At 68.5% G+C, this 19,331-nt stretch carries 18 protein-coding genes and 1 pseudogene; 9 read left to right on the plus strand and 10 right to left on the minus strand.

Going from position 1 to position 19,331, the window contains the following annotated elements:
• Positions 1–527: 527 nt before the first annotated feature.
• Positions 528–890, minus strand: coding sequence for a gamma-butyrobetaine hydroxylase family protein (locus tag B5Y19_RS17030; RefSeq protein ID WP_055726391.1), 363 nt, complete (start codon positions 888–890; stop codon positions 528–530).
• A 165-nt stretch (positions 891–1,055) separates the two neighbouring features.
• Here B5Y19_RS17030 and moaA point away from each other — a divergent pair, with 165 nt between their 5' ends.
• From moaA to B5Y19_RS17055, 4 genes are all read left to right on the plus strand, one after another.
• On the plus strand, positions 1,056–2,069 hold the full coding sequence (gene moaA / locus B5Y19_RS17035; protein ID WP_055726490.1) for a GTP 3',8-cyclase MoaA: 1,014 nt from the start codon (positions 1,056–1,058) through the stop codon (positions 2,067–2,069).
• A gap of 141 nt (positions 2,070–2,210) precedes the next feature.
• The gene (locus tag B5Y19_RS17040; RefSeq protein WP_156366986.1) at positions 2,211–2,747 is read left to right on the plus strand and encodes a hypothetical protein; all 537 of its coding nucleotides are present in this window, start codon (positions 2,211–2,213) and stop codon (positions 2,745–2,747) included.
• The gene (locus B5Y19_RS17045) at positions 2,737–4,206 is read left to right on the plus strand and encodes a hypothetical protein (RefSeq protein ID WP_079591835.1); all 1,470 of its coding nucleotides are present in this window, start codon (positions 2,737–2,739) and stop codon (positions 4,204–4,206) included. The genes B5Y19_RS17040 and B5Y19_RS17045 overlap by 11 nt, the downstream gene beginning before the upstream one ends.
• A 219-nt stretch (positions 4,207–4,425) precedes the next feature.
• Positions 4,426–5,190, plus strand: coding sequence for a hypothetical protein (locus B5Y19_RS17055; RefSeq protein WP_055726387.1), 765 nt, complete (start codon positions 4,426–4,428; stop codon positions 5,188–5,190).
• Positions 5,191–5,193: 3 nt separating this feature from the next.
• On the opposite strand, the gene B5Y19_RS17060 is transcribed toward B5Y19_RS17055, so the two are convergent.
• The gene (locus B5Y19_RS17060; protein ID WP_055726386.1) at positions 5,194–6,927 is read right to left on the minus strand and encodes a methyl-accepting chemotaxis protein; all 1,734 of its coding nucleotides are present in this window, start codon (positions 6,925–6,927) and stop codon (positions 5,194–5,196) included.
• A 186-nt stretch (positions 6,928–7,113) separates the two neighbouring features.
• Here B5Y19_RS17060 and solA point away from each other — a divergent pair, with 186 nt between their 5' ends.
• Genes solA through B5Y19_RS17075 form a run of 3 tightly spaced genes read left to right on the plus strand, consistent with a single transcriptional unit; the run spans position 7,114 to position 10,366 of the window.
• Positions 7,114–8,253: an N-methyl-L-tryptophan oxidase gene (gene solA, locus B5Y19_RS17065; RefSeq protein WP_055726385.1), complete on the plus strand. Its 1,140-nt coding sequence runs from the start codon at positions 7,114–7,116 to the stop codon at positions 8,251–8,253.
• Positions 8,254–8,276: 23 nt separating this feature from the next.
• Positions 8,277–9,179: a DMT family transporter gene (locus B5Y19_RS17070; RefSeq protein ID WP_055726384.1), complete on the plus strand. Its 903-nt coding sequence runs from the start codon at positions 8,277–8,279 to the stop codon at positions 9,177–9,179.
• A complete protein-coding gene (locus B5Y19_RS17075; protein ID WP_176168648.1) occupies positions 9,176–10,366 on the plus strand; it encodes a multidrug effflux MFS transporter in 1,191 nt (396 codons plus the stop codon). Before B5Y19_RS17070 ends, B5Y19_RS17075 begins: the two co-directional genes overlap by 4 nt.
• 18 nt (positions 10,367–10,384) lie before the next feature.
• Here the strand turns inward: B5Y19_RS17075 and B5Y19_RS17080 are convergent.
• Positions 10,385–11,275: pseudogene (locus tag B5Y19_RS17080) on the minus strand (NAD(P)-dependent oxidoreductase); the annotation flags it as partial.
• Between the two features lie 113 nt (positions 11,276–11,388).
• Between B5Y19_RS17080 and map the strand changes: the two are divergent.
• Entirely contained in the window at positions 11,389–12,138 is a 750-nt protein-coding gene (map, locus tag B5Y19_RS17085) for a type I methionyl aminopeptidase (RefSeq protein ID WP_055726382.1), read from the plus strand.
• Between the two features lie 169 nt (positions 12,139–12,307).
• Here the strand turns inward: map and B5Y19_RS17090 are convergent, their stop codons facing one another.
• From B5Y19_RS17090 to B5Y19_RS17105, 4 genes are all read right to left on the minus strand, one after another.
• Positions 12,308–13,024: an ABC transporter permease gene (locus tag B5Y19_RS17090; RefSeq protein ID WP_055726381.1), complete on the minus strand. Its 717-nt coding sequence runs from the start codon at positions 13,022–13,024 to the stop codon at positions 12,308–12,310.
• Positions 13,021–13,731, minus strand: a complete 711-nt coding sequence (locus B5Y19_RS17095) for an ABC transporter permease (protein WP_055726380.1) — start codon at positions 13,729–13,731, stop codon at positions 13,021–13,023. Before B5Y19_RS17095 ends, B5Y19_RS17090 begins: the two co-directional genes overlap by 4 nt.
• A gap of 65 nt (positions 13,732–13,796) precedes the next feature.
• Positions 13,797–14,570 (minus strand): transporter substrate-binding domain-containing protein, encoded by a 774-nt coding sequence (locus B5Y19_RS17100; RefSeq protein ID WP_055726379.1) that lies wholly within the window; start codon positions 14,568–14,570, stop codon positions 13,797–13,799.
• A 204-nt stretch (positions 14,571–14,774) separates the two neighbouring features.
• Positions 14,775–15,977 (minus strand): MFS transporter, encoded by a 1,203-nt coding sequence (locus B5Y19_RS17105; protein ID WP_055726378.1) that lies wholly within the window; start codon positions 15,975–15,977, stop codon positions 14,775–14,777.
• A gap of 184 nt (positions 15,978–16,161) precedes the next feature.
• Here B5Y19_RS17105 and B5Y19_RS17110 point away from each other — a divergent pair, with 184 nt between their 5' ends.
• Positions 16,162–16,836 carry a spermidine synthase gene (locus tag B5Y19_RS17110; RefSeq protein ID WP_055726377.1) on the plus strand — a complete coding sequence of 225 codons (675 nt, stop codon included), beginning with the start codon at positions 16,162–16,164 and terminating at the stop codon, positions 16,834–16,836.
• A gap of 21 nt (positions 16,837–16,857) precedes the next feature.
• Here B5Y19_RS17110 and B5Y19_RS17115 read toward each other — a convergent pair whose 3' ends face one another.
• The 3 genes from B5Y19_RS17115 to B5Y19_RS17125 are packed head-to-tail and all read right to left on the minus strand — an operon-like array spanning position 16,858 to position 19,228.
• Positions 16,858–17,640 carry a hypothetical protein gene (locus tag B5Y19_RS17115; RefSeq protein WP_055726376.1) on the minus strand — a complete coding sequence of 261 codons (783 nt, stop codon included), beginning with the start codon at positions 17,638–17,640 and terminating at the stop codon, positions 16,858–16,860.
• A complete protein-coding gene (speB, locus tag B5Y19_RS17120) occupies positions 17,637–18,689 on the minus strand; it encodes an agmatinase (RefSeq protein ID WP_055726375.1) in 1,053 nt (350 codons plus the stop codon). The genes B5Y19_RS17115 and speB overlap by 4 nt, the downstream gene beginning before the upstream one ends.
• 26 nt (positions 18,690–18,715) lie before the next feature.
• Positions 18,716–19,228, minus strand: coding sequence for a GNAT family N-acetyltransferase (locus tag B5Y19_RS17125; RefSeq protein ID WP_055726374.1), 513 nt, complete (start codon positions 19,226–19,228; stop codon positions 18,716–18,718).
• Positions 19,229–19,331 lie beyond the last annotated feature (103 nt).

The raw sequence follows: 19,331 nt of genomic DNA on the forward strand, positions 1-19,331 counted from the left end.
CTGCGGCGGTTCACAGGCCATTTGCCACGGCAGGGGAACACCGGGGACACGCTCTGCCCCGTCGGCATCTTTCAACATCATCGCGGCGCGGGGAGCCATGATCGCGCGCAGAGCAGCACGGCGCGAAAGCTCCATGAAAGAAATGTCTACCTGCACGAGCGCACGACTCGCCAGAACATGAACATAATCCTATCTTCTGCACAGAGCACTGTGCCGGAGTTACTTCCCTTCAACGGCCCCTTATCTCCATATTAACCGAACTACGTATCGCTCGACCTGCGCTATGGAGAGAGACTTCGGCAGCTTTGTGACCTGATCTATGCACTGACGAAGCGACCGTTCGTCACACGCCGCAGGGGCGCCCGCAATGCGGGGACGGTCAAGCCGCCAAGAGGAAGGCGGCGCGAAGACATCGCATCGACAGGCAAGCAACCGAGCCGCGACAAAAAGCCGGCGCGCCGGCCGCGCATCGGCGCGGGCGGCGGCCCATGCCCGCGGCTGCGACCCACCGTCGCGCCTGGCAGGACCTAGCGCTTCCGCTCGCGGGAGAGCCCCTTCTCCGCCAGCGCCATCTCATAGGCCTTCATCTTCTCCTGCGCCTGCTCTCCGAGCTCGCGCAGATAGTCCCAGGCGTAGATGCCGGTCTCATGCATGTCGTCGAAACCGAGCCTGACGGCATAGTTGCCGACGGGCTCGACCCTGAGAATCTCGACCGCGGCCTTGCCGGCGACGATGGTCTTCTGGCTGGGGTGGTGGCCCTGGACCTCGGCCGAGGGGCTTTCGACGCGCAGGAGCTCGGCCGGCAGGGCGAAGCTCGCCCCATCCTCGAAGGCGACGTGCAGGGTGCGGCGGTCCTTCGACAGGCGGATCTCGGTCGGCCAGGATGACATGATCGTGTGCGTCCTTCGCAGCGGGCAGGCCGGCGTTTGATCTTGCGCGCTTGACCTTGGCCGCATCGGTGCCAATGTCTTCCTATAGCAATGTGAAAACCTGTCCGCATCCTGGGCGGAACGGACAGGGCGTTCGGAGTTGAGGCAGACGTGCTGCTCGACGACATGAAGCCGCTGACGCGGCCCCCGCTGGTCGACCCGTTCGGCCGCAAGATCTCCTATCTGCGCATCTCGGTGACGGATCGCTGCGATTTCCGCTGCGTCTATTGCATGGCCGAGAACATGCAGTTCCTGCCGCGCAAGGAGCTGCTGACGCTCGAGGAACTCGACCGGATCGCGACCGCCTTCGTCGCGCGCGGCACGCGCAAGCTGCGACTCACCGGCGGCGAGCCGCTGGTGCGCCGCGACATCATGAGCCTGTTCCGCTCGCTGTCGCGCCATCTCACCTCGGGCGCGCTGGACGAGCTGACCCTGACGACCAACGGCTCGCTGCTCTCGCGCTATGCCGACGAGCTCGCCGGCTATGGCGTGCGCCGCATCAACGTCTCGCTCGACACGCTCGACGCCGACAAGTTCCGCGAGATCACGCGCCGGGGCGACCTCAAGGTCGTGCTCGCCGGCATCGAGGCGGCCCGCAAGGCCGGCATGCGTGTCAAGATCAACGCCGTCGCGCTGAAAGGCGTCAACGACGACGAGATCGAGGAGCTGATGCTCTGGTCGCACGGCCTCGGCATGGACCTCACCCTGATCGAGGTCATGCCGATGGGCGAGATCGAGGTCGGCCGCATCGATCAGTATCTGCCGCTCTCCGTGGTGCGCGGGCGGCTGATGGACAAGTACACGCTGGTCGACGACCCCTACCGCACCGGCGGGCCGGCGCGCTATGTCCGCGTCAAGGAGACGGGCGGGCTCGTCGGCTTCATCACGCCGCTCACCCATAATTTCTGCGAGAGCTGCAACCGCGTTCGGCTGACCTGCACGGGCACGCTCTACATGTGCCTCGGCCAGGAGGACGCCGCCGATTTGCGCGCCGCCGTCCGTTCCTCCCAGGACGACGCCCTGCTCTACCGCGCCATGGACGAGGCGATCGCCCGCAAGCCGAAGGGCCACGACTTCATCATCGACCGGCGCCATTCGCGTCCGGCCGTCGGCCGGCATATGAGCGTCACCGGCGGCTGAGCGCACCAAACCGATGCAGCCCCTCGCTTGACCGGCCGGGCGAATACCGGCACCGTCAGGCGACGGGTGGAGTTGCTTCGGGTGATGTTCAAGGCGATCGCAAGCCGCGTGAGAGCGGCGGCAAGCGCAATCGACGACGCCGTGAGGCAGACCCATGCGGCACGGCTCGCCATCATGGCGGCGCGGCTCCGGCGCCCCCTGCCCCTCCTCGCCATCCTGACCGCAGCCACCCTGCTCTTCTGCCTGTTCCTCGGCTGGTCGACCGGGCGCAGCGTCTTCGACCTGCTCTCGCCGGCATCGCCGACCGGCATCGGCGCCGGGATCGCGGGCGTCCTCGCCGGGCTCGCCGTCCTCGAGCTCTGCGCCGCCTTCGCCGTCACGCTGATCACAGGGGCGCTGCAACTCGCCTATGACACCGGCCGCCACCGCGTTCGCGCGCTGCTGGTCATCGCCTGCGCCATCGTGCTGGCCGGGCTGGCCTGGCGGCTTTCGGAACTCGACCCCGCATCGCTCTCATTCGCCACCATTCTGCCGATACTGGGTGGCGGCAGTCTCCTCGCGCTGACGATCTGGTTCGAGCGCGCCTATCTGCGCCCGGCCTATCCCGGCTTCCGCGACTTCTGGGTCGATGTCGTCGATGCCCGCCGCTTCCTGACGCGAGCCGCCCATGGCGAATGAGATCGGCAGTGCGGCCAGTCGACGCGGCGCCATCCCCGCGATGACGGCGCATCACCTGGCGGAATCGGTCAGGGCCGGCCATAACGGCGCGAGCGATGCGGTCGACAACCTGCCGCCGGCCGATGCATCCATGCTGTCACAGACCGAGCAGACGCTGATCGCCCGGGCCCGCGAGCATTTCGCCACGCTGCGCCAGGAAGCGGCGGCGAGCCTCAACGCGATCCAGGCCGAAATCACGAGCCGGCGCGAGCTCTTCACGCAGCAGCGCTTCGAGGGCCGCGTGCGCAGCGTCGAGGCGACGATGCGGGCGCTGCTCAACAAGCATGGCAGCGAGCTGGAGCAGCGCGTCTACGACGCGCTCAGGGCCAAGCGCGAATATGCCTTCTTCAATTACGAAAACAGGCGCCGTGCCGACCCCAAGCTCGACAAATGGCAGTTCATCCTGTTCTTCCTGGTCGTGCCGCTGGTGCTGGAAAGCCTGCTCAACGGCAATTTCTTCGCCGAGGCGAGCGATTTCGGCCTGGTGGGCGGCGCCGCGACCGCCGTCATCATCTCGGCGCTCAACATCGCGCTCGGCTTCAGCATGGGCATCGGCCCGGCGCGCTATTGCCAGCATGCGAAGAGCTCGCATCTGTTCTGGGCCCTGCCGGCCTATGCCGGGATGATCGCGCTGATCGTGCTGTTCAACCTCGCGGTCGGGCATTACCGGGAGATGCTGATCGCCAATCCGGATGCGCGCTCCTTCCAGGTGATGCCGCGCATGATGGAGAGCCCCTTCGCGATCTATGACATCAAATCGGTCGCGCTCGTCATCATCGGCTGCCTCGTGGCGGCCGTCGCGGCGACGAAGGGCTACACCGCCTTCGGCACCTATCCCGGTCACGCCGCCGCCTACAAGCGCTGGCGCCAGCGCTGGAGCGCGGTGGAAGAAGAGCGGCGCCGGCTCGATGTCGAGCTCCTGCCGGAGCTGGAGGCGATCCGCACCCAGATCGACGGCTTCCGCGCCGATTGCCGCGACGAGCTCGGCAAGTTGCAGGGCACGAAGGCCGCCGCCGACGAGGCGCGCGACCTCTATCTCTCGCGCCTCGGGCAGCTGCGCGCGGCCAAGGACGCGGCGATGATGCAGTATCGCGAGGCCAATCTCCGGGTCCGGACCGACTCAGCCCCGGCCTATTTCACCCAGTCGCTCAACCTGGCCGAGATCGACCAGCCGGGAGAGCTGCCGGAATATGTCGCGGCGCGGCGGCAGATCGAGGATTTCGAGCAGCAGCTCGCCGGCATGCCGGCGCTGATCGAGGCCAAGCTCAAGGACCGGCTGATGCTGCTGCGCGGCGTCGATCTCGCCGGGGAGATCGAGCAGGTGAAGCTGCGCGCGGCGCAGGCCGGGCGCGAGGCCTTCGAACGCGACGAGGCCGCCCAGAAGCAGGCGGCGGAGGAGTTCGCCGCCACGCCGCGCTAGAGACTGTGATCGTCGCCCCCCTTCGTCATGCTCGCCCTTGTGGCAAGCATCCACATCTTGAACACCGCAGGCGATCGACGAGCGAAGACGTGGATGGTCGGGACAAGCCCGACCATGACGGCAAATGTCCCGTTCATCGGGTCCGGGATCGGCCCTGCGGCCGCCCCGGAATGACGGGCGCGGTTCCTTGCCCGCGCAAGGCAGGTTAGGTTCACCGGCATGAAGACCGAGAACTGGGCCATCGTCGCCTCCGTGCTTGCCGGCATCTCGCTCGTCGGCTTCTTCGCCGCCCCTTCCCTGCTGCGCGGCCCGCCGCGCGACCAGGAGACGCTCTGCGCGAAGACCGGACCGGTCGGGCATACGCTGATCCTCGTCGACAAGAGCGACCCGTGGAGCGAGGTGCAGGCCGGGCGGCTGAAGAAGCTCGTCAAGCAGATCGGCGACGAGCTGCCGGCCGAGCGCATGCTCTCGATCTACGTCTTCAACGACGTGTTCGAGCCCGGCTTCCCCGCGCTGATCTCGCTGTGCAACCCGGGCAAGACCGCGAGCGAGCTGATCGGCAACCCGCGCCGCGAATACGTGAAATGGGTCGAGAAGTTCGGCCGCCCGCTCGACGAGGCGCTGACCGTGCTGACCCAGCCGGCGAAGGGCAACCAGTCGCCGATCGTCGAGGCCATCGGCGATGTCGTCTCGCGCCGCGAGAACCGCGTGCCGAGCGGCGACCGCTCGCTCGTCCTCGTCTCCGACATGCTCCAGAATTCCGGCCAGTTCACCGTCTTCGGCAATGGCGCCGGCGCGCGCGATCCGGAACGGCTGCGGCGGCTGCTCGACAAGGTCTGGCAGGATTCGGGCGCGAAGAGCTGGGTGCTCAGCGTGCACCAGGTCCAGGGCGTCTATGAGCCGGCCCGGCTGGAGCAGGCCGCGACGCTGTGGAAGCAGGCGCTCCAGAAACTCAACATCACCGCGAGTTGGGACAGGCTCTAGGCGTCAGAGCCGGTAGGCCATCCGCACTCCGCCCCAGTGGCGGCCGCGCACCCTGAGGGGCGCATTGATCTCGTTCAGCGTCTCGATCCGTCCGTCGCCGAGATCGTGGTGGCAGAGCTGGACCAGGAAGGGGCGCACCGAGCGGCCGGCGCTGATCTCGGCGCGGCTGTCGAGGATGCGCCGGTTGCGGGAGCGCGTGACGTTCCAGACCGGATCGCCGCTGCGCTGCGGCTGCGACGTCTCGGCATGATGGACCGGCACATAGCCGTTGCGGTCGCTCGGCACGGCGAAGACGAGGCGCGGATCGGCGGCGAGCGTCTGCGCGAGCAGCGGCGGCAGCACCGCCTCCAGCGCCGGCAGGCTCGCGCTGAGATATTGCGGCGGCTCGCTCTCCGGAACCGGCGTGTAGTTCGCCTCGAACAGCTCCGTCTCGGTCACCAGCCCGCGGTCGAGCGCAGCCTCCATCGCGGCCGCGATCTCGCGCGCGAAATCCTGCGCGCGCTCGATCAGCGGGCGATAGGAGCGCTCGATCTCCTCGACCAGCGAAGCGAGATCGCCGCTGCCGGCGACGGCGTCCGCAGAGAAGGCGAGATGGAGGCCCAACTCGCTGACCGCCGCCATCCGGCAGGCCAGAGGAGGCAGGCCGTCGATCATGATCGTGCCGGCGCCGGAGAGGCGCTGCTGCGGCGCGTCCGCCAGCAGCACTCCGCCGCGCCCGAGATCGAGGACGCGGCCCGACAGGTCGACGCCGCCGAGGCTGAGCTGCGCCCGCCGGGTCGTCGGAAAACGGTCGAAGCGCCGCCGGTCGGCGAAGGCCGAATGGCGCAGCACCGGCTTGAAGCGCCTCAGCATGCGCCCGACCAGCCGCCCGCCCTTCTCGGAAGCCCGGCGCGCCCGGGCGCTCTCCGCGACGGTCGCATGGGCGATACGGTCGATCTCGTCGGCGCGGCGCGCCACACCCTCGACGAACAGCGCGGTCTCGCGCGCATTGCGCGAAAGCTCGGCCGTCGAGGCCGCCTGCTCGCGGGATGCGTCACCGATCGTCGCCATGATCGGATTGACGTCCTGCACGATCCGCAGCGCGTCATTGACGATGTTGGTCGAGCCCTGGGCCGCCTGCGTCAACCGGTCGACCCGCTCGCGGATATGGCCGACGGCCTCGCTGACCTCGACCGACAGGGATTTGACTTCATGGGCGACCACGCCGAAACCGCGGCCGGCCTCGCCGGCCCGCGCCGCCTCGATCGCCGCATTGAGCGCCAGCAGATTGGTCTGGCGCGCGATCTCGGCGATCGAATCGACGATGCCGCGGATCTCCCCGGTCGCGGCGGCCAGGCCGTCGAGCATGACGGTCGCCTCGCCGGCGCGGGCGGTGGCGGCATCGAGCCTGTCGCGCACGCTCGCCATCGCCTCGTCGACCTGCTCGGCCGCCTGCGAGACCTGTTGCGTCGCAGCCGCCAGCGCCGTGGCGTTCTCGCTGGCGGCACCGACCGCCACGCGCATGCTGCCGGCACTTTCCATGATGGTGCGGGAGCCGTTTTCGAACTCGGCCGAGACTTGCTCGACATCGCCGAGTTCCCGCGTCAGGCGGTTCATGGCGGAGAGGATGTCGCGCTCGATGTCGTCGACTGCGTCGCGGACCGCGATGTCGATACCGGGCTCGGGCGGGATCGCCGGCACGGCGGGCGGCGGCGGCAGCTTGCCGGCCTCGTCCTCCGCGGGATCGCGGCCGCTCAACCAGCGTCGAATCCTGCCCTGCATCCCCAGCCCAGTCTCACCATAGGTCAGCCCCGCCCCCGGTTATGGTCGGGGGCCGTTAACAAATGCTTCCCCGCCATCGCACGGCGCTCCTGCCCCTGACGCATTGGACCCGCCCGACCGGGGCCTGTATGGCTTGGCTTTCCGCGTCGCGTGGGCACGAGCATGAGCCAGCACAGCTATGACGTCATCGTTGCCGGGGTCGGCGCCATGGGGTCGGCCGCCTGCTGGCACCTGGCCCAACGCGGACTGAAGGTCCTGGGCCTCGAGCGCTTCGATCTCGGCCATGCGATGGGCTCGTCCCACGGCCTCACCCGGATCATCCGCCTCGCCTATTTCGAAGGCTCACACTACGTCCCGATCGTGCGCCGGGCGCATGAGCTCTGGGCCGAGACCGGCAGGCAGGCGGGGCTGAAGCTGCTCCACGTCACCGGCTCGCTCGATCTCGCTCCCAAGGGCGGCGGACCGGTCGAATCCTCGCTGCAATCCTGCCTCGACCATGGGCTCACGCATGAGATGCTGGAGGGCGCCGAGGTGATGCGCCGCTTCCCCGGCTTCCAGCTGCCGGCCGGGCATATCGGCCTGTGGCAGCCGGATGGCGGCTTCGTCGCCTCGGAGAAGGCGATCTACGCCCATGTCGGCCTGGCCCAGTCGCGCGGCGCCGATATCCGCACCAACGAGCCCCTGCTGGACTGGACACCGACGGCACAGGGCGGCGTGGTCGTGCGGACCGAGCGCGGAACCTATTCCGCCGGCCGCCTGGTCATCACTTCGGGCGGCTGGATCGCTGACGCGGTGCCGGCACTGGCGCAGCGGGTCAACACCGTGAAGCAGGCGATCGGCTGGTTCACGACGCGCCGGCCGGAGCTCTTCCGGGAAGGCGCCTTCCCGGTGTTCATCCTCAGCGTCGAGGAAGGCAATTTCTACGGCTTCCCGCTCTACGAGCACCCCGGCTTCAAGCTGGGCGGGCCGCATTTCGGACGCGAGCCGATGGATCCGCGCGAGCCGGACCGGACGCCGAGCGAGAACCAGGTTGCCCGTATCCGCGAGTGTCTGGCGCGCTACATCCCCGACGCAGCGGGCGAGCCGCTGACGATCAAGGGCTGCGTCTACACCGTCTCGCCGGACGAGGACTTCATCATCGACACGGTGCCGGGCGTACCGCAGGCGGTCTTCGCCTCGGCCTGCTCGGGGCACGGCTTCAAATTCGCCAGCGCGATCGGCGAAATCCTGGCCGATCTCTCGACCTCCGGCCAATCGCCCTTCGACCTGACGCCGTTCTCGCTTTCCCGCTTCGCGGCCTAACCTCTCCCGACAGGATCTCCATCTTGGCCAGCGCAGCCGAAAATCGCCGCGGCATCGTCTTCATGCTCGCGGCCATGTCTCTCTTCGTCATCAACGACGTGTTCATGAAGCTGGCGCGCGAAACCTACCCTGCCGGGCAGGCCATCGCGCTGCGGACAGCCTTCGCCGTCGTGGTCGGCTTCGCGCTCGTCTTCGCCGCCCGCGAGAGCGGCCGGCTCGTGATGGCCTTCCGGCCGCGCGTGCTCCTGCGCGGCTCGCTGGAAGCCTTCGGCGCGCTGACCTTCATCTGGTCGCTCGGCCTGATGCCGCTCGCCAACATCACCGCGATCAACATGGCCTCGCCCCTGCTCATCGTGGCGCTCGCGGTCGTGCTCGGGATGGAGCGCGTCGGCTGGCGGCGCACGGTGGCGCTGACCGTCGGCTTCGTCGGGGTGCTGTTCGTGGTGCGGCCGGGCGCCGATTCCTTCAACGCCGCCGCGATCGTCGCCGTGCTCAGCACCTTCCTCGTCGCCTGCCGCGACCTCGCGACCCGCACCATCGGCGACGACGTTCCCTCGACGGTGGTCTCGCTGACCACGACCATCCTCGTCGGCATCGTCGCGGTGAGCTACGGCCTGACCGAGGAATGGCTGCCGATCTGGCGGCTGGAGACCGTCTATGTGGCGCTCGCCGCCGTGCTGGTCACGGTCGGCACCTTCTTCATCATCAGCGCCTTCCGCCGCACAGATGTCGGCGTGATCTCGCAATATCGCTACGCGATCATCGTCTTCGCCACGCTGCTCGGCTATCTGGTCTGGGGCGACGTCCCGGACCTGTTCGCCGCCCTCGGCGTCGCGCTCATCGTCGGCAGCGGGCTCTACACCATGCACCGGCAGCGCGTGCGGCCCGATTCGAATCTCAAGCTCGCCCGGAAGCCCGCCGCGTGACGGCGCTCCGGGCCAAGCCGACGCTGACGATCCTGGTCGCGATCTCGGCGCTGCAGCCGATCGCGCTCAACCTGCTGGCTCCGGCGACGCCGGCACTGACCCGGCATTTCGCCTCCAACTACGCCACGATCCAGCTGACGCTGACGCTGTTCCTGGTCGCGGTCGCGCTCACGCAGCTCGTCATCGGGCCGCTGTCGGACCGCCTCGGCCGTCGTCCCTGCGTCAACGCCGGCGTGGCGCTGTTCGTGGCGGGCTCGATCCTGGGCGCCTTCGCGCCGTCGACCCATGTTCTGCTGGTCGCCCGTGTGCTGGAAGGCGCCGGGGCTGGCTCTGTCTTCGCCCTGTCGCGGGCGATCATCCGGGACAGCGCCAGCCGCGACCAGGCGGCGAGCCAGATCGCCAGCGTCACGATGGTGATGGTGGTGGCGCCGATGCTCGCCCCCTGGCTCGGCGGCCAGATCGAAACCGCCTTCGGCTGGCGCGCCATCTTCTGGTTCATGACGCTGTTCGGCGTCGGCGTGCTCGCCCTCACGGTCGCGCGCCTGCCCGAGACGGCGCCCCATGTCGGCAAGCAAAGCTCGCTGCTCGGTGTCTTCCGCGCCTTTCCCGACCTCGTGCGCGACCGGGGGTTCGTGCTCAACGTCGCGGCGGGGACGAGCGCGTCCGCGGCCTTCTTCGTCTTCATCGCCGCGACGCCCTTCATCGTCGTCGAGACGATGGGGCGCGGCTCCGACGTCTATGGCAGCTATTTCATCCTCAACGCGCTCGGCTACATGGTCGGCAACTTCACCATGTCGCGGCTGGCGGTGCGTGTCGGCACGCGCCGGATGGTGCGGCGCGGCCTGGTGATCTCGTTCATAGGGACCGGGGCGGCGCTGGCCCTGTCCTTCTCGCCCTGGTGGTCGCCGCTCACCCTGTTCCTGCCGCTGGCCGTGAACGCCATGGGCAATGGCCTGACGATACCGGGCGCCACGGCCGAGGCGCTCTCGGCGCGGCCTGATCTCGCGGGTTCCGCCGCCGGACTGCTCGGCGCCACCCAGCTCGGCATCAGCGCCGCCCTGACCGTGCTGATCAGCTGGCTGGTGACGCTGTGGCCGCAGGCGATGAACCTGCTGGTCTGGCTGCTGATCGCGAGCGGGCTGGTGGCAGTCCAGCTCGCCCGCCGGGGACGTAGCCCGGCTGCCTGAGCCGGGCCGGATCCGGCCTCAGTCTTCGAGGCGGGCGATCAGGCTGGAGGTATCCCAGCGATTGCCGCCCATCTTCTGCACCTCGGCATAGAACTGGTCGACCAGTGCCGTGACCGGCAGCTGCGCGCCGTTGCGGCGGGCCTCGTCGAGCACGATGCCGAGGTCCTTGCGCATCCAGTCGACGGCGAAGCCGAAGTCGAACTTGTTCTGGTTCATCGTCTTGCCGCGGTTCTCCATCTGCCAGGAGCCGGCGGCCCCCTTGGAGATCACCTCCAGCATGGTCTCGACATCGAGCCCGGCGCGCTTGGCGAAATGGACGCCTTCCGAGAGCCCCTGAACGAGGCCGGCGATGCAGATTTGGTTGACCATCTTGGTGAGCTGGCCGGAGCCGGCCGGGCCCATCAGCTTGCACATGCGCGCGAAGCTCGCGATCACCGGCTCGACGCGGGCATAGGTCTCGGGCTCGCCACCGCACATCACGGTGAGCACGCCGTTCTCGGCACCGGCCTGGCCACCCGAGACGGGCGCGTCGACGAAGCCGAAGCCGCCCCGCTTCGCCGCCTCGGCGAGCTCGCGCGCGACATTGGCGGAAGCCGTGGTGTGGTCGACGAAGACCGCGCCCTTCTCCATGCCGGCGAAGGCGCCAGTCTCGCCCGTGGTCACCGAGCGCAGGTCGTCGTCATTGCCGACGCAGGCGAAGACGATCTCCTGGCCCCTCGCCGCATCGGCCGGGGTGGCGGCCGAGACGCCGCCATGCTGGGCGACCCATCCTTGCGCCTTCGTCGGGTTGCGGTTGTAGACGGTGACGTCATGGCCCTTGGCCTTGAGATGGCCGGCCATGGGATACCCCATCACGCCGAGACCGATGAACGCGACTTTGGCCATGTTGAGCTCCCGCTTTCTCTCCGAAGACTGTTCCCGCTTTAGCGTGCGGCGACCGGGCCGGAAAGGCGGATGCGCGCCAGCCGCCCATGCGGCTTTTCCCGTTGCGGCCGGGCGGCGGGCGGCTTAGCTCAAGATCCATGACCATATCGAACGACGACGACCTGCAGGCGCTCAAGGACATCGGCGGCATCGTGGCCCGCGCGCTGGCCGCCATGGGCAAGGCGCTGGAGCCCGGCATGACCACGGCGGAACTCGATGCGATCGGGCGCGATTTCCTCGAACGGCACGGCGCACGCCCGGCGCCTGAACTCGCCTATGATTTCCCGGGCGCGACCTGCATCAGCGTCAACGAGGAGATCGCCCACGGCATCCCCGGCGAGCGGCGCATCCTGGCGGGCGACCTCGTCAATATCGACGTCTCGGCGGAGAAGGACGGCTTCTTCGCCGACACCGGCGCCTCCTTCGCCGTGCCGCCGGTCCAGCCCCGGATCGAGCGCCTGTGCCGCGACGGGCGGCGGGCGCTCTGGGCCGGCATCGGGCAGGTCGGCGCAGGCAAGCCGCTGGCCGGCATCGGCCAGGCCGTGGGGCGCTTCGCCGAGAAGAACCGCTATACGCTCGTGCGAAATCTGGCGAGCCACGGCGTCGGCCGTTCGCTCCATGAGGAGCCGACCGAGATCGCGACCTGGCCCGACCGAGGCGAGCGCCGGACCATGACGAACGGGCTCGTCTTCACCGTCGAGCCGTTTCTGTCGCTGGGGGCGGACTGGGCCGAGAATGGCGACCGCGATCGCTGGACGCTCTACAGCGAGCCGCGCGCGCCCACCGTCCAGTACGAGCACACCGTCGTCGCGACCCCGCGCGGCGCCGTCGTCCTGACCCTGCCATAGGGGTCGAGCGAAGCGACCTGCGGTCAAGCTGAACCGTCATTGCGAGCAAGCGAAGCAATCCAGGAGGGCTGGGAGAAACGCCCAACCTTACGCCCCGTAGATTGCTTCGCTTCGCTCCTCGTGATGACGGGCCCCCGCTTCAGCCCAATCGAAAACCGCTCCGTCCGGCTCAGCGCAGCGCCATATGGCGGCTGAGCCTGAGTTCGAGCCTGTCCCAGACGCGACGGATGATCTCGACGAGCACGAGATAGATCAGCGCGGCATAGAGATAGATCGACAGGTCGAAGGAACGCGCGAAGGCGAGCCGCGTCGCGCCCATCAGGTCGAACAGGGTCACCAGCGAGGTGATGGCGCTCGACTTGATCATCACGATCAGCTCGTTGCCGAGCGGGCGCAGCGCCAGGATCATCGCCTGCGGCATGACGACGAGGCGAAGCGTCGCCCAGCGATGCAGGCCGAGCGAGGAGGCCCCCTCGAACTGCCCGCGCGGGATCGATTGGATCGCGCCGCGCAGGATCTCGGCCTGGTAGGCAGCAGTGTTGATGGTGAAGGTGAAGAGCGCGCAGTAGAACGGCTCGCGGAAGAACCACCACAGGCCGATGTCCTGCCAGAAGCCGCGGAACTGGCCGAAGCCGTAATAGACCAGGAAGAGCTGGCAGAGCAGCGGCGTGCCGCGGAAGAAAGTGGTGTAGCCCTGGATCGCGAGCTTCGCCCAGCGCGGTCCGTAGAGTCTGGCGACGGCGAGGCCCAGCGCCAGCAGGAAGCCGAGTGCGACCGAGATCACCACCAGCTCGAAGGTGATCCAAAGGCCGCTCGCCATTCGGCAGCCATAGTTCTGCAGGACCTCGCTGCCGATCCAGTAGCCGGGATATTCGCACCAGTTCATCGCGTCGCTCCGCCGAAGGCGGCGAAGCCGCGATTGGTGCGCTCCTCGAGCTTGCCGATGCCCCAGGCGGAGACCAGCGAGAAGAAGAAGTAGAGCAGCATCGCTGTGCCGAAGAAGAGGAACGGCTCCTTGGTCACGACATTGGCCCGCGTCGCGATGAACATGATGTCCTGAAGCGTGATCACCGAGATCAGCGAGGTCTCCTTCAGCAGCACCATCCAGTTGTTGCCGAGGCCGGGCAGCGCCACGCGGATCAACTGCGGGAAGACGACGAGCCGGAAGGCCTGCGCCTTCGACAGGCCGAGCGCAGCGGCAGCCTCGCGCTGACCCTTCTGGATCGAGTTCAGGGCGCCGACCCAGACCTCGCTGGAGAAGGCCGCTAGCACCAGGCCGAGCGCGACCATGCCGGCTCCGAAGGGCGGAATCGAGAAGCCGCTCCAGACCTGCTGAACCAGGACCTGGATGCCGAAATAGATGATGTAGAGCGTCAGCAGCTCGGGCACGCCGCGGAACACGGTGGTGTAGATCGTCGCCAGCGCCCGCAGCATCACGCTGTCGGAGCGCTTCCACAGGGCGATGACGAGGCCGAGCGCCAGGCCGAAGGGCAGTGTCGCGAGCGCGACCGAGATGGTGTTGGCGGCGCCTTGCAGCAGGGCCCAGCCCCAGCCACCGGGGCCGAAGCCGAGCAGTGCGATTTTGTCGAACATGGGAGGGCCGGCGCGCGAGGGACCGAAACCCGCCGGCCTGAAGCGGCCGGCGGGGGAGCGTCAGATCACTCGAACTTGAACCACTTGTCCTCGAGCTTCTTCAGCGAGCCGTCGGCGACGGTCTCGGCGATCGCCTTGTCGACCAGCGCCTTCAGCGCGGTGTCGGACTTGCGGACGGCGCCGGCGACGCCCGCGCCATGGATCGCGTCGTCGCGCTTCACCTCGGCGATCCGCTTGCAGCAGTCCTTGCCCTGCCCCTTGAGGAAGTCGGCGAGCGCGAGCGCGTCGGCGACGATGTAGTCGAGGCGGCCGTTGAGCAGGTCGAGATTGGCCTCCTCCTGCGTCGGATAGAGGCGCGCCGTCGAATCCTTGTAGAACTTCTCGACATAGTTCGCGTGGATCGTCGAGCCCTGCGCGCCGATCGACTTGCCCTTCAGGGCCGCCGGCGAGATGTCGTCCGACTTCGTGCTCTTGGGGCCGATCATCCAGATCGGCGTCTTGCTGTAGGGCGTGGTGAAGTCGACCTGCTTGCGGCGCTCCTCGGTGGCGTTCATGCCGGCGAGGATGATGTCGTACTTGTTCGCCTGCAGCGCCGGGATGATGCCGTCCCAGTCCTGCACCACCCAGGTGCACTTCACCTTCATCTTCTCGCAGAGAAGGTTGCCGTAATCGATCTCGAAGCCCTCGAGCTCCTTCTTGGCGTTCAGGTTGTTGTAGGGCGGATAGGCACCTTCCGTGCCGATCCGGATCTCCTTCCACTCCTTGGCCTGGGCGAGTGCGCCTGTCGCGCCGGCCAGCGTCAGCGCCGCAGCAGCGGCGAAACGAACGAAACCTTTCATGGGACCTCCCGCAGTTTCGGAGCCGCCGGCCTTGCTCTTGTTCCGGTCCGGCACCGTTGCGACAGATTGGGCGCAGTTTCGCGCCACCCGCAAGAGGGACCGACGCAGCTTTTCACGGCTGCCCCGCCCAAAGGGCCGGCAGCAGCGGTCAATACTGCCAAAGGAGAAGACAGGCCCTGCCCGCGCCCTGTCCGCGCCGGGGCCTCAGCGGCGCGAATCGAGCACCGCGACGATCCAGATCGCCAGGCCGCCCAGCGCCAGCGCCGCGCCAACCCAGCCGGTCGAGGTCCAGCCGAAGCCCGCGGCGATCGCCATCCCGCCGAGCCAGGGGCCAAGCGCGTTGGCCATGTTGAAAGCGCTGTGATTGAGCGCGGCGGCGAGAGTCTGCGCATCCTCGGCGACGTCCATCAGGCGGGTCTGCAGCATGGCGCCGAGGCCGCCGCCGCTGCCGATCATGAAGACCACCAGCGACACCGTCCAGATGTTCCCCGCCGCGAAGGGGAACGCCGCGAGCCAGAAGGCGCTCCAGAGCAGCAGCCCGGCCGTGGCAGGAACCAGCGCCCGATCGGCGGCCCAGCCGGCGAAGAGCGTGCCGAGCGTCAGCCCGAGCCCGAACACGGCGAGCACGACCGGGACCAGCGCCGGCGAGGCGCCGGTCACCGCCATCAGCGTCGAGGCCAGATAGGCATAGACCGCGAAAAGACCGCCGAAGCCGATCGCGCCCGTCCCCAGCGTCAGCCAGACTTGGCGACGCTTGAGCGCGCCGAGTTCCCGCAGCGGGCTCGCGCCAGGCCGGACCGTGTCGCGCGGCGCGAAGAGCGTGATCAGCAGCACCGTCAGCAGCGCCAGCGCGGCGACGATGGCGAAGCCGGAGCGCCAGCCGAGCACCTGTCCCATCCAACTGGCCGCCGGGACACCGAGAATCGTCGCGATCGTCAGGCCCAGCATGACCCGCGCCACCGACTGTGCCCGCCGGTTCGGCGGCGAGAGCGAGGCCGCGACCAGCGCCGCCACGCCGAAATAGGCGCCGTGCGGCAGGCCGCTCAGGAAGCGGAAGGCCAGCATCCAGTGATAGTCCGGAGCCAGCGCGCTGAGACCGTTGCCGAGCGCGAAGACGCTCATCAGGCCGATCAGCAGCGTGCGGCGCGGCACGCGGGCCGCCAGCACGGCGATCAGCGGCGCGCCGACGACGACGCCGAGCGCATAGATGCTGATGACATGCCCGGCCGTCGGCTCGTCGATGTCGAGACCGGCCGAGAAATAGGGCAGCAGGCTCATCGCCGCGAATTCGGTCGTGCCGATCGCGAAGCCACCCATGGCGAGCGCGAACAGCACGAGCCCGACGGGCGTCGGACGAAGGGCGGATTCGGCCGGGTTCAGGCTGCGGTCATTCGCGGCGAGGGTCATGCTGGGCTTTCGGAAGGGTGGCGGCGCGATGCTGCACCGCAGCACGACATAGCCATTCACCCGACGCCGCAACACCCGCAATCATTACCGGAATTCATGCGCTCGGTGCATATCGCAGTGCTTCCCCGGACGGCGGCCTCGCTTTCGGCTACAAGCGGCCGTTCCGGATACAGACGAGCGCAACGTGATTCCTTGGACTGTCCTCGATACCGCCCCCCTGCCCGACGGCAGTGGCACCCTGCGCCTGAAGCAGCGCGGCAGCGAGTTCTCGATCATGCTCGGCAGCAACGAGCTGATGAACAGCCGGCTGAGCGGCTCCGAGGAGGCGCTGGCCAAGCTCGTCTGCGACCGCCTGGGACCGCGGCCGGGCCTGAAGATGCTGATCGGCGGGCTCGGGATGGGCTTCACGCTGCGGGCCGCCCTCGCCTGCCTGCCGACCGATGCCACGGCGGAAGTGGCGGAGCTGATCCCGGCCGTCGTGACATGGGCGCGCGGCCCCATGGAGGCCCTCTTCGCCGGCAGCCTCGACGATCCCCGCGTCGTGCTGAACGTCGCCGATGTCGCCGCCGTGATCGGGGCCGGGAAGCAGCGCTACGACGCCATCCTGCTCGATGTCGACAACGGCCCGGAAGGGCTGACGGTGGCCGGCAACGACCAGCTCTATGCCGCCCGCGGCCTGCACGAGGCCAAGGCAGCCCTGCGGCCGGGTGGCATCATGGCGGTCTGGTCATCGGGACCGGATCACGGCTTCACGAGGCGCCTGCGCGGCGCCGGCTTCGCCGTGGAGGAGGTCACGGTGCGGGCGCGCCGCACAGGCGGCGGCGCACGGCATGTGATCTGGCTGGCGCGGGCGCCCTGACGGCGGCGCGACCCGAGCGCCTCAATCGAGCTTGCAGAGCCCCTCGCAAGGCGCGGCCGAGAAGGCGGTGACGAACTCGGCGATCGCCTTCTGTGCGTCCGGCTTGAGGTTCGGCTTGGCCGCCTGCAACGCCCCGACCAGCGCCTGCCGGTCCGGCTGCTCCAGCCCCGCGGCGATGCCGGCCGCATTCTCGGCGAAGCCGCGCGCGAGCAGCAGCCGGTTGCCATCGCGCAGCCCGGGGCTGCGCAGCGCCAGGGCGGAGCCGACCACGATCTCCTGGAGGCCGACGCGCATTTCCCGCAATCCGCGGATGCGGGCGTCCGTCTTCTCCTCCGGCTTCAGATTGGTCGCGAAATCGTTGATCGCGGGCAGCGCCGCGCCGACCGCCTTGAGGAGGAAGGAGCGGCTGCGGGTCAGCTCGTCCTGGAACTCCACCGCGTTGGCCGCCTGGTCGGGCTCCTTCCGGCCGGGCTCCGGCGTGAACAGGGCGTAGATCTGCAGGACACGCGTCTGCTTCTGGATGATGTCGAGCAGGGCCGTGATGTCGGGCGCCGCATAGGGCCCCTTCCCGAGGATCGCCGGCGCGTTCCAGAGATCGGCCAGCACCTTGCCGTCGACGGGATCGGCAAGGCGCGGCAGGACCGGCTTGAGGGTCTGGGAGGCCTTGATCAGCGATTCGACCGAGGTGAAGGCGGCGTCCATATAGGCTTGGCCGTTGGCAGGCACCTCGGCCCGCGCGCCCCAGACGAAAAGGCAGAGTCCCGCCGTCGTCGCGATCCGTGCGATCGATCGATTGATGGTCATGGCCGTCCTTTTCCTGCGGCGCGGGCTTCCGCGAGCAGGCAGAGCTCGGTGAAGAGCACCTGCGCTGCGCATTGCGCCGTGTTGCTGGTCGCGTCGTATTGCGGCGCCACCTCTACGACATCCGCCGCGACGATGTCTCGTCCCTTGAGCGCGCGCAGGATCGCCAGCGCCTCGCGCGGACTGAGGCCGCCGACTTCGGGCGTGCCGGTGCCCGGCGCGAAGCCGGGATCGAGGGAATCGACGTCGAAGGAGACATAGGTCGGGCCGTCGCCGATCACCGCCAGCGCCTTTGCGATCACCGCCTCGAGGCCGAGATCGTCGACCTCGTTCGCATGGATCACGGTCATGCCGGAGTCGTAGGAGAACTCCCACAGATACTCCGCCCCGCCGCGGATGCCGATCTGGATGACGCGCTCAGGGTCCAGCACGCCGTCGAGTACCGCCTGCCGGAAGGGCCCGCCATGGTGGAACTTCGAACCCTCATAGGGGCCCGACGTGTCGCAATGGGCGTCGATATGGACCATGCCGACGGGGCGTTTGGCACCGACCGCCTTCAGGATCGAGTAGGTGATGGAATGATCGCCACCGACAGCCAGCGGCGAAACACCGGCCTCGACGATCGTCCTGAAGGTCGCCTCGATGTCCTCGTGGCAGCTTTCGAGCGAATAGCGCGAGCGGAACGGCACGTCGCCGATATCGGCCGCCTTGAGCATGGTGAAGGGCGCGGTGCCCAGCGCATGGTCCATCGGCCCCATGCGCTCGATGGCGCGCACCGCGCGCGGCCCGAGGCGGGCGCCCGCCCGGTTGGTGACGCCGAGATCCATCGGCACGCCGATGATGGCGACGTCGAGCCCGCCGAGATCGGGCTTGGCCAGGGCATCCGGCCGATAGGGCGCACCGACGAAGGTCGCGACGTCGGCGAAGGGCCATTTGCGCTTGTCGCCGGTGAACTGGGCGGCCGCGACCTTGGCGAAGCGCGGGTCGTGAATGTCGCCGCCCCCGGCGCCGACATAGCGCTGTCGCAACCTGGCGAGCTTTTCCTGGTCCATGCCTGTCTCCCTGGCCTTGCGAGCCGTCAGTCGGGGATGCGTTCGAGCATCGTCACCGGCCCGCCCTGATAGTCGACCTGTCCGAAGCTCTTGTAGCCGAGCTTCTGCGCGACGCGTAGGGAGGCGAGATTGTCGGGAGCGATGATGCAGACGCTGCGCTGTTCGCCATGGGTCTGCGCGAACCAGCGATGGGCAGCGGCCGCCGCCTCGCTCGCATAGCCCTTGCCATGCGCCTGCGCGGCGAGGATCCAACCGGCCTCCGGAGCTCTGTCGAAAGCCGGGGACAGCCCCCGGCAGCCGTCGAACAAGCCGACCTCGCCGACGACCGCACCGCTGCCCTTCTCGACGATGACGAACATGCCGTAGCCGCGCAGGGTCCAGTGCCCGACGAGGCGCGTCAGCCGGTGCCAGGCTTCCTCGCGGGTGAGCGCCCGGCCGCCGAGGTGGCGCATGATATCCAGGTCGCTGCGCATGGCGTGGATGGCGTCCAGATCGCACTCTAGCGGGCGGCGCAGATGCAGGTTCTCGGTCTCGATCATGGTTGCTTAAAGCACCGCAGCGGAGACCGGCCAAGTCACCGGCGAAAACTAGCCGAAAGTCGCAAGAAACGGCGATGAAATCGCTCGCGATTCGAAAATCCAT

It is taken from the genome of Allobosea thiooxidans (assembly GCF_900168195.1).
In the GTDB taxonomy this organism is placed as follows: domain Bacteria; phylum Pseudomonadota; class Alphaproteobacteria; order Rhizobiales; family Beijerinckiaceae; genus Allobosea; species Allobosea thiooxidans.

Excerpts from the sequence above, each read along its gene's own strand:
- B5Y19_RS17055 (WP_055726387.1), top strand. The coding sequence starts at position 4,426 with ATGAAGACCGAGAACTGGGCCATCGTCGCCTCCGTGCTTGCCGGCATC.
- B5Y19_RS17090 (WP_055726381.1), bottom strand. The coding sequence starts at position 13,024 with ATGAACTGGTGCGAATATCCCGGCTACTGGATCGGCAGCGAGGTCCTG.
- B5Y19_RS17030 (WP_055726391.1), bottom strand. The coding sequence starts at position 890 with ATGTCATCCTGGCCGACCGAGATCCGCCTGTCGAAGGACCGCCGCACC.
- map (WP_055726382.1), top strand. The coding sequence starts at position 11,389 with ATGACCATATCGAACGACGACGACCTGCAGGCGCTCAAGGACATCGGC.
- B5Y19_RS17045 (WP_079591835.1), top strand. The coding sequence starts at position 2,737 with ATGGCGAATGAGATCGGCAGTGCGGCCAGTCGACGCGGCGCCATCCCC.
- B5Y19_RS17095 (WP_055726380.1), bottom strand. The coding sequence starts at position 13,731 with ATGTTCGACAAAATCGCACTGCTCGGCTTCGGCCCCGGTGGCTGGGGC.
- B5Y19_RS17115 (WP_055726376.1), bottom strand. The coding sequence starts at position 17,640 with ATGACCATCAATCGATCGATCGCACGGATCGCGACGACGGCGGGACTC.
- solA (WP_055726385.1), top strand. The coding sequence starts at position 7,114 with ATGAGCCAGCACAGCTATGACGTCATCGTTGCCGGGGTCGGCGCCATG.
- moaA (WP_055726490.1), top strand. The coding sequence starts at position 1,056 with ATGAAGCCGCTGACGCGGCCCCCGCTGGTCGACCCGTTCGGCCGCAAG.
- B5Y19_RS17105 (WP_055726378.1), bottom strand. The coding sequence starts at position 15,977 with ATGACCCTCGCCGCGAATGACCGCAGCCTGAACCCGGCCGAATCCGCC.
- B5Y19_RS17125 (WP_055726374.1), bottom strand. The coding sequence starts at position 19,228 with ATGATCGAGACCGAGAACCTGCATCTGCGCCGCCCGCTAGAGTGCGAT.
- speB (WP_055726375.1), bottom strand. The coding sequence starts at position 18,689 with ATGGACCAGGAAAAGCTCGCCAGGTTGCGACAGCGCTATGTCGGCGCC.
- B5Y19_RS17100 (WP_055726379.1), bottom strand. The coding sequence starts at position 14,570 with ATGAAAGGTTTCGTTCGTTTCGCCGCTGCTGCGGCGCTGACGCTGGCC.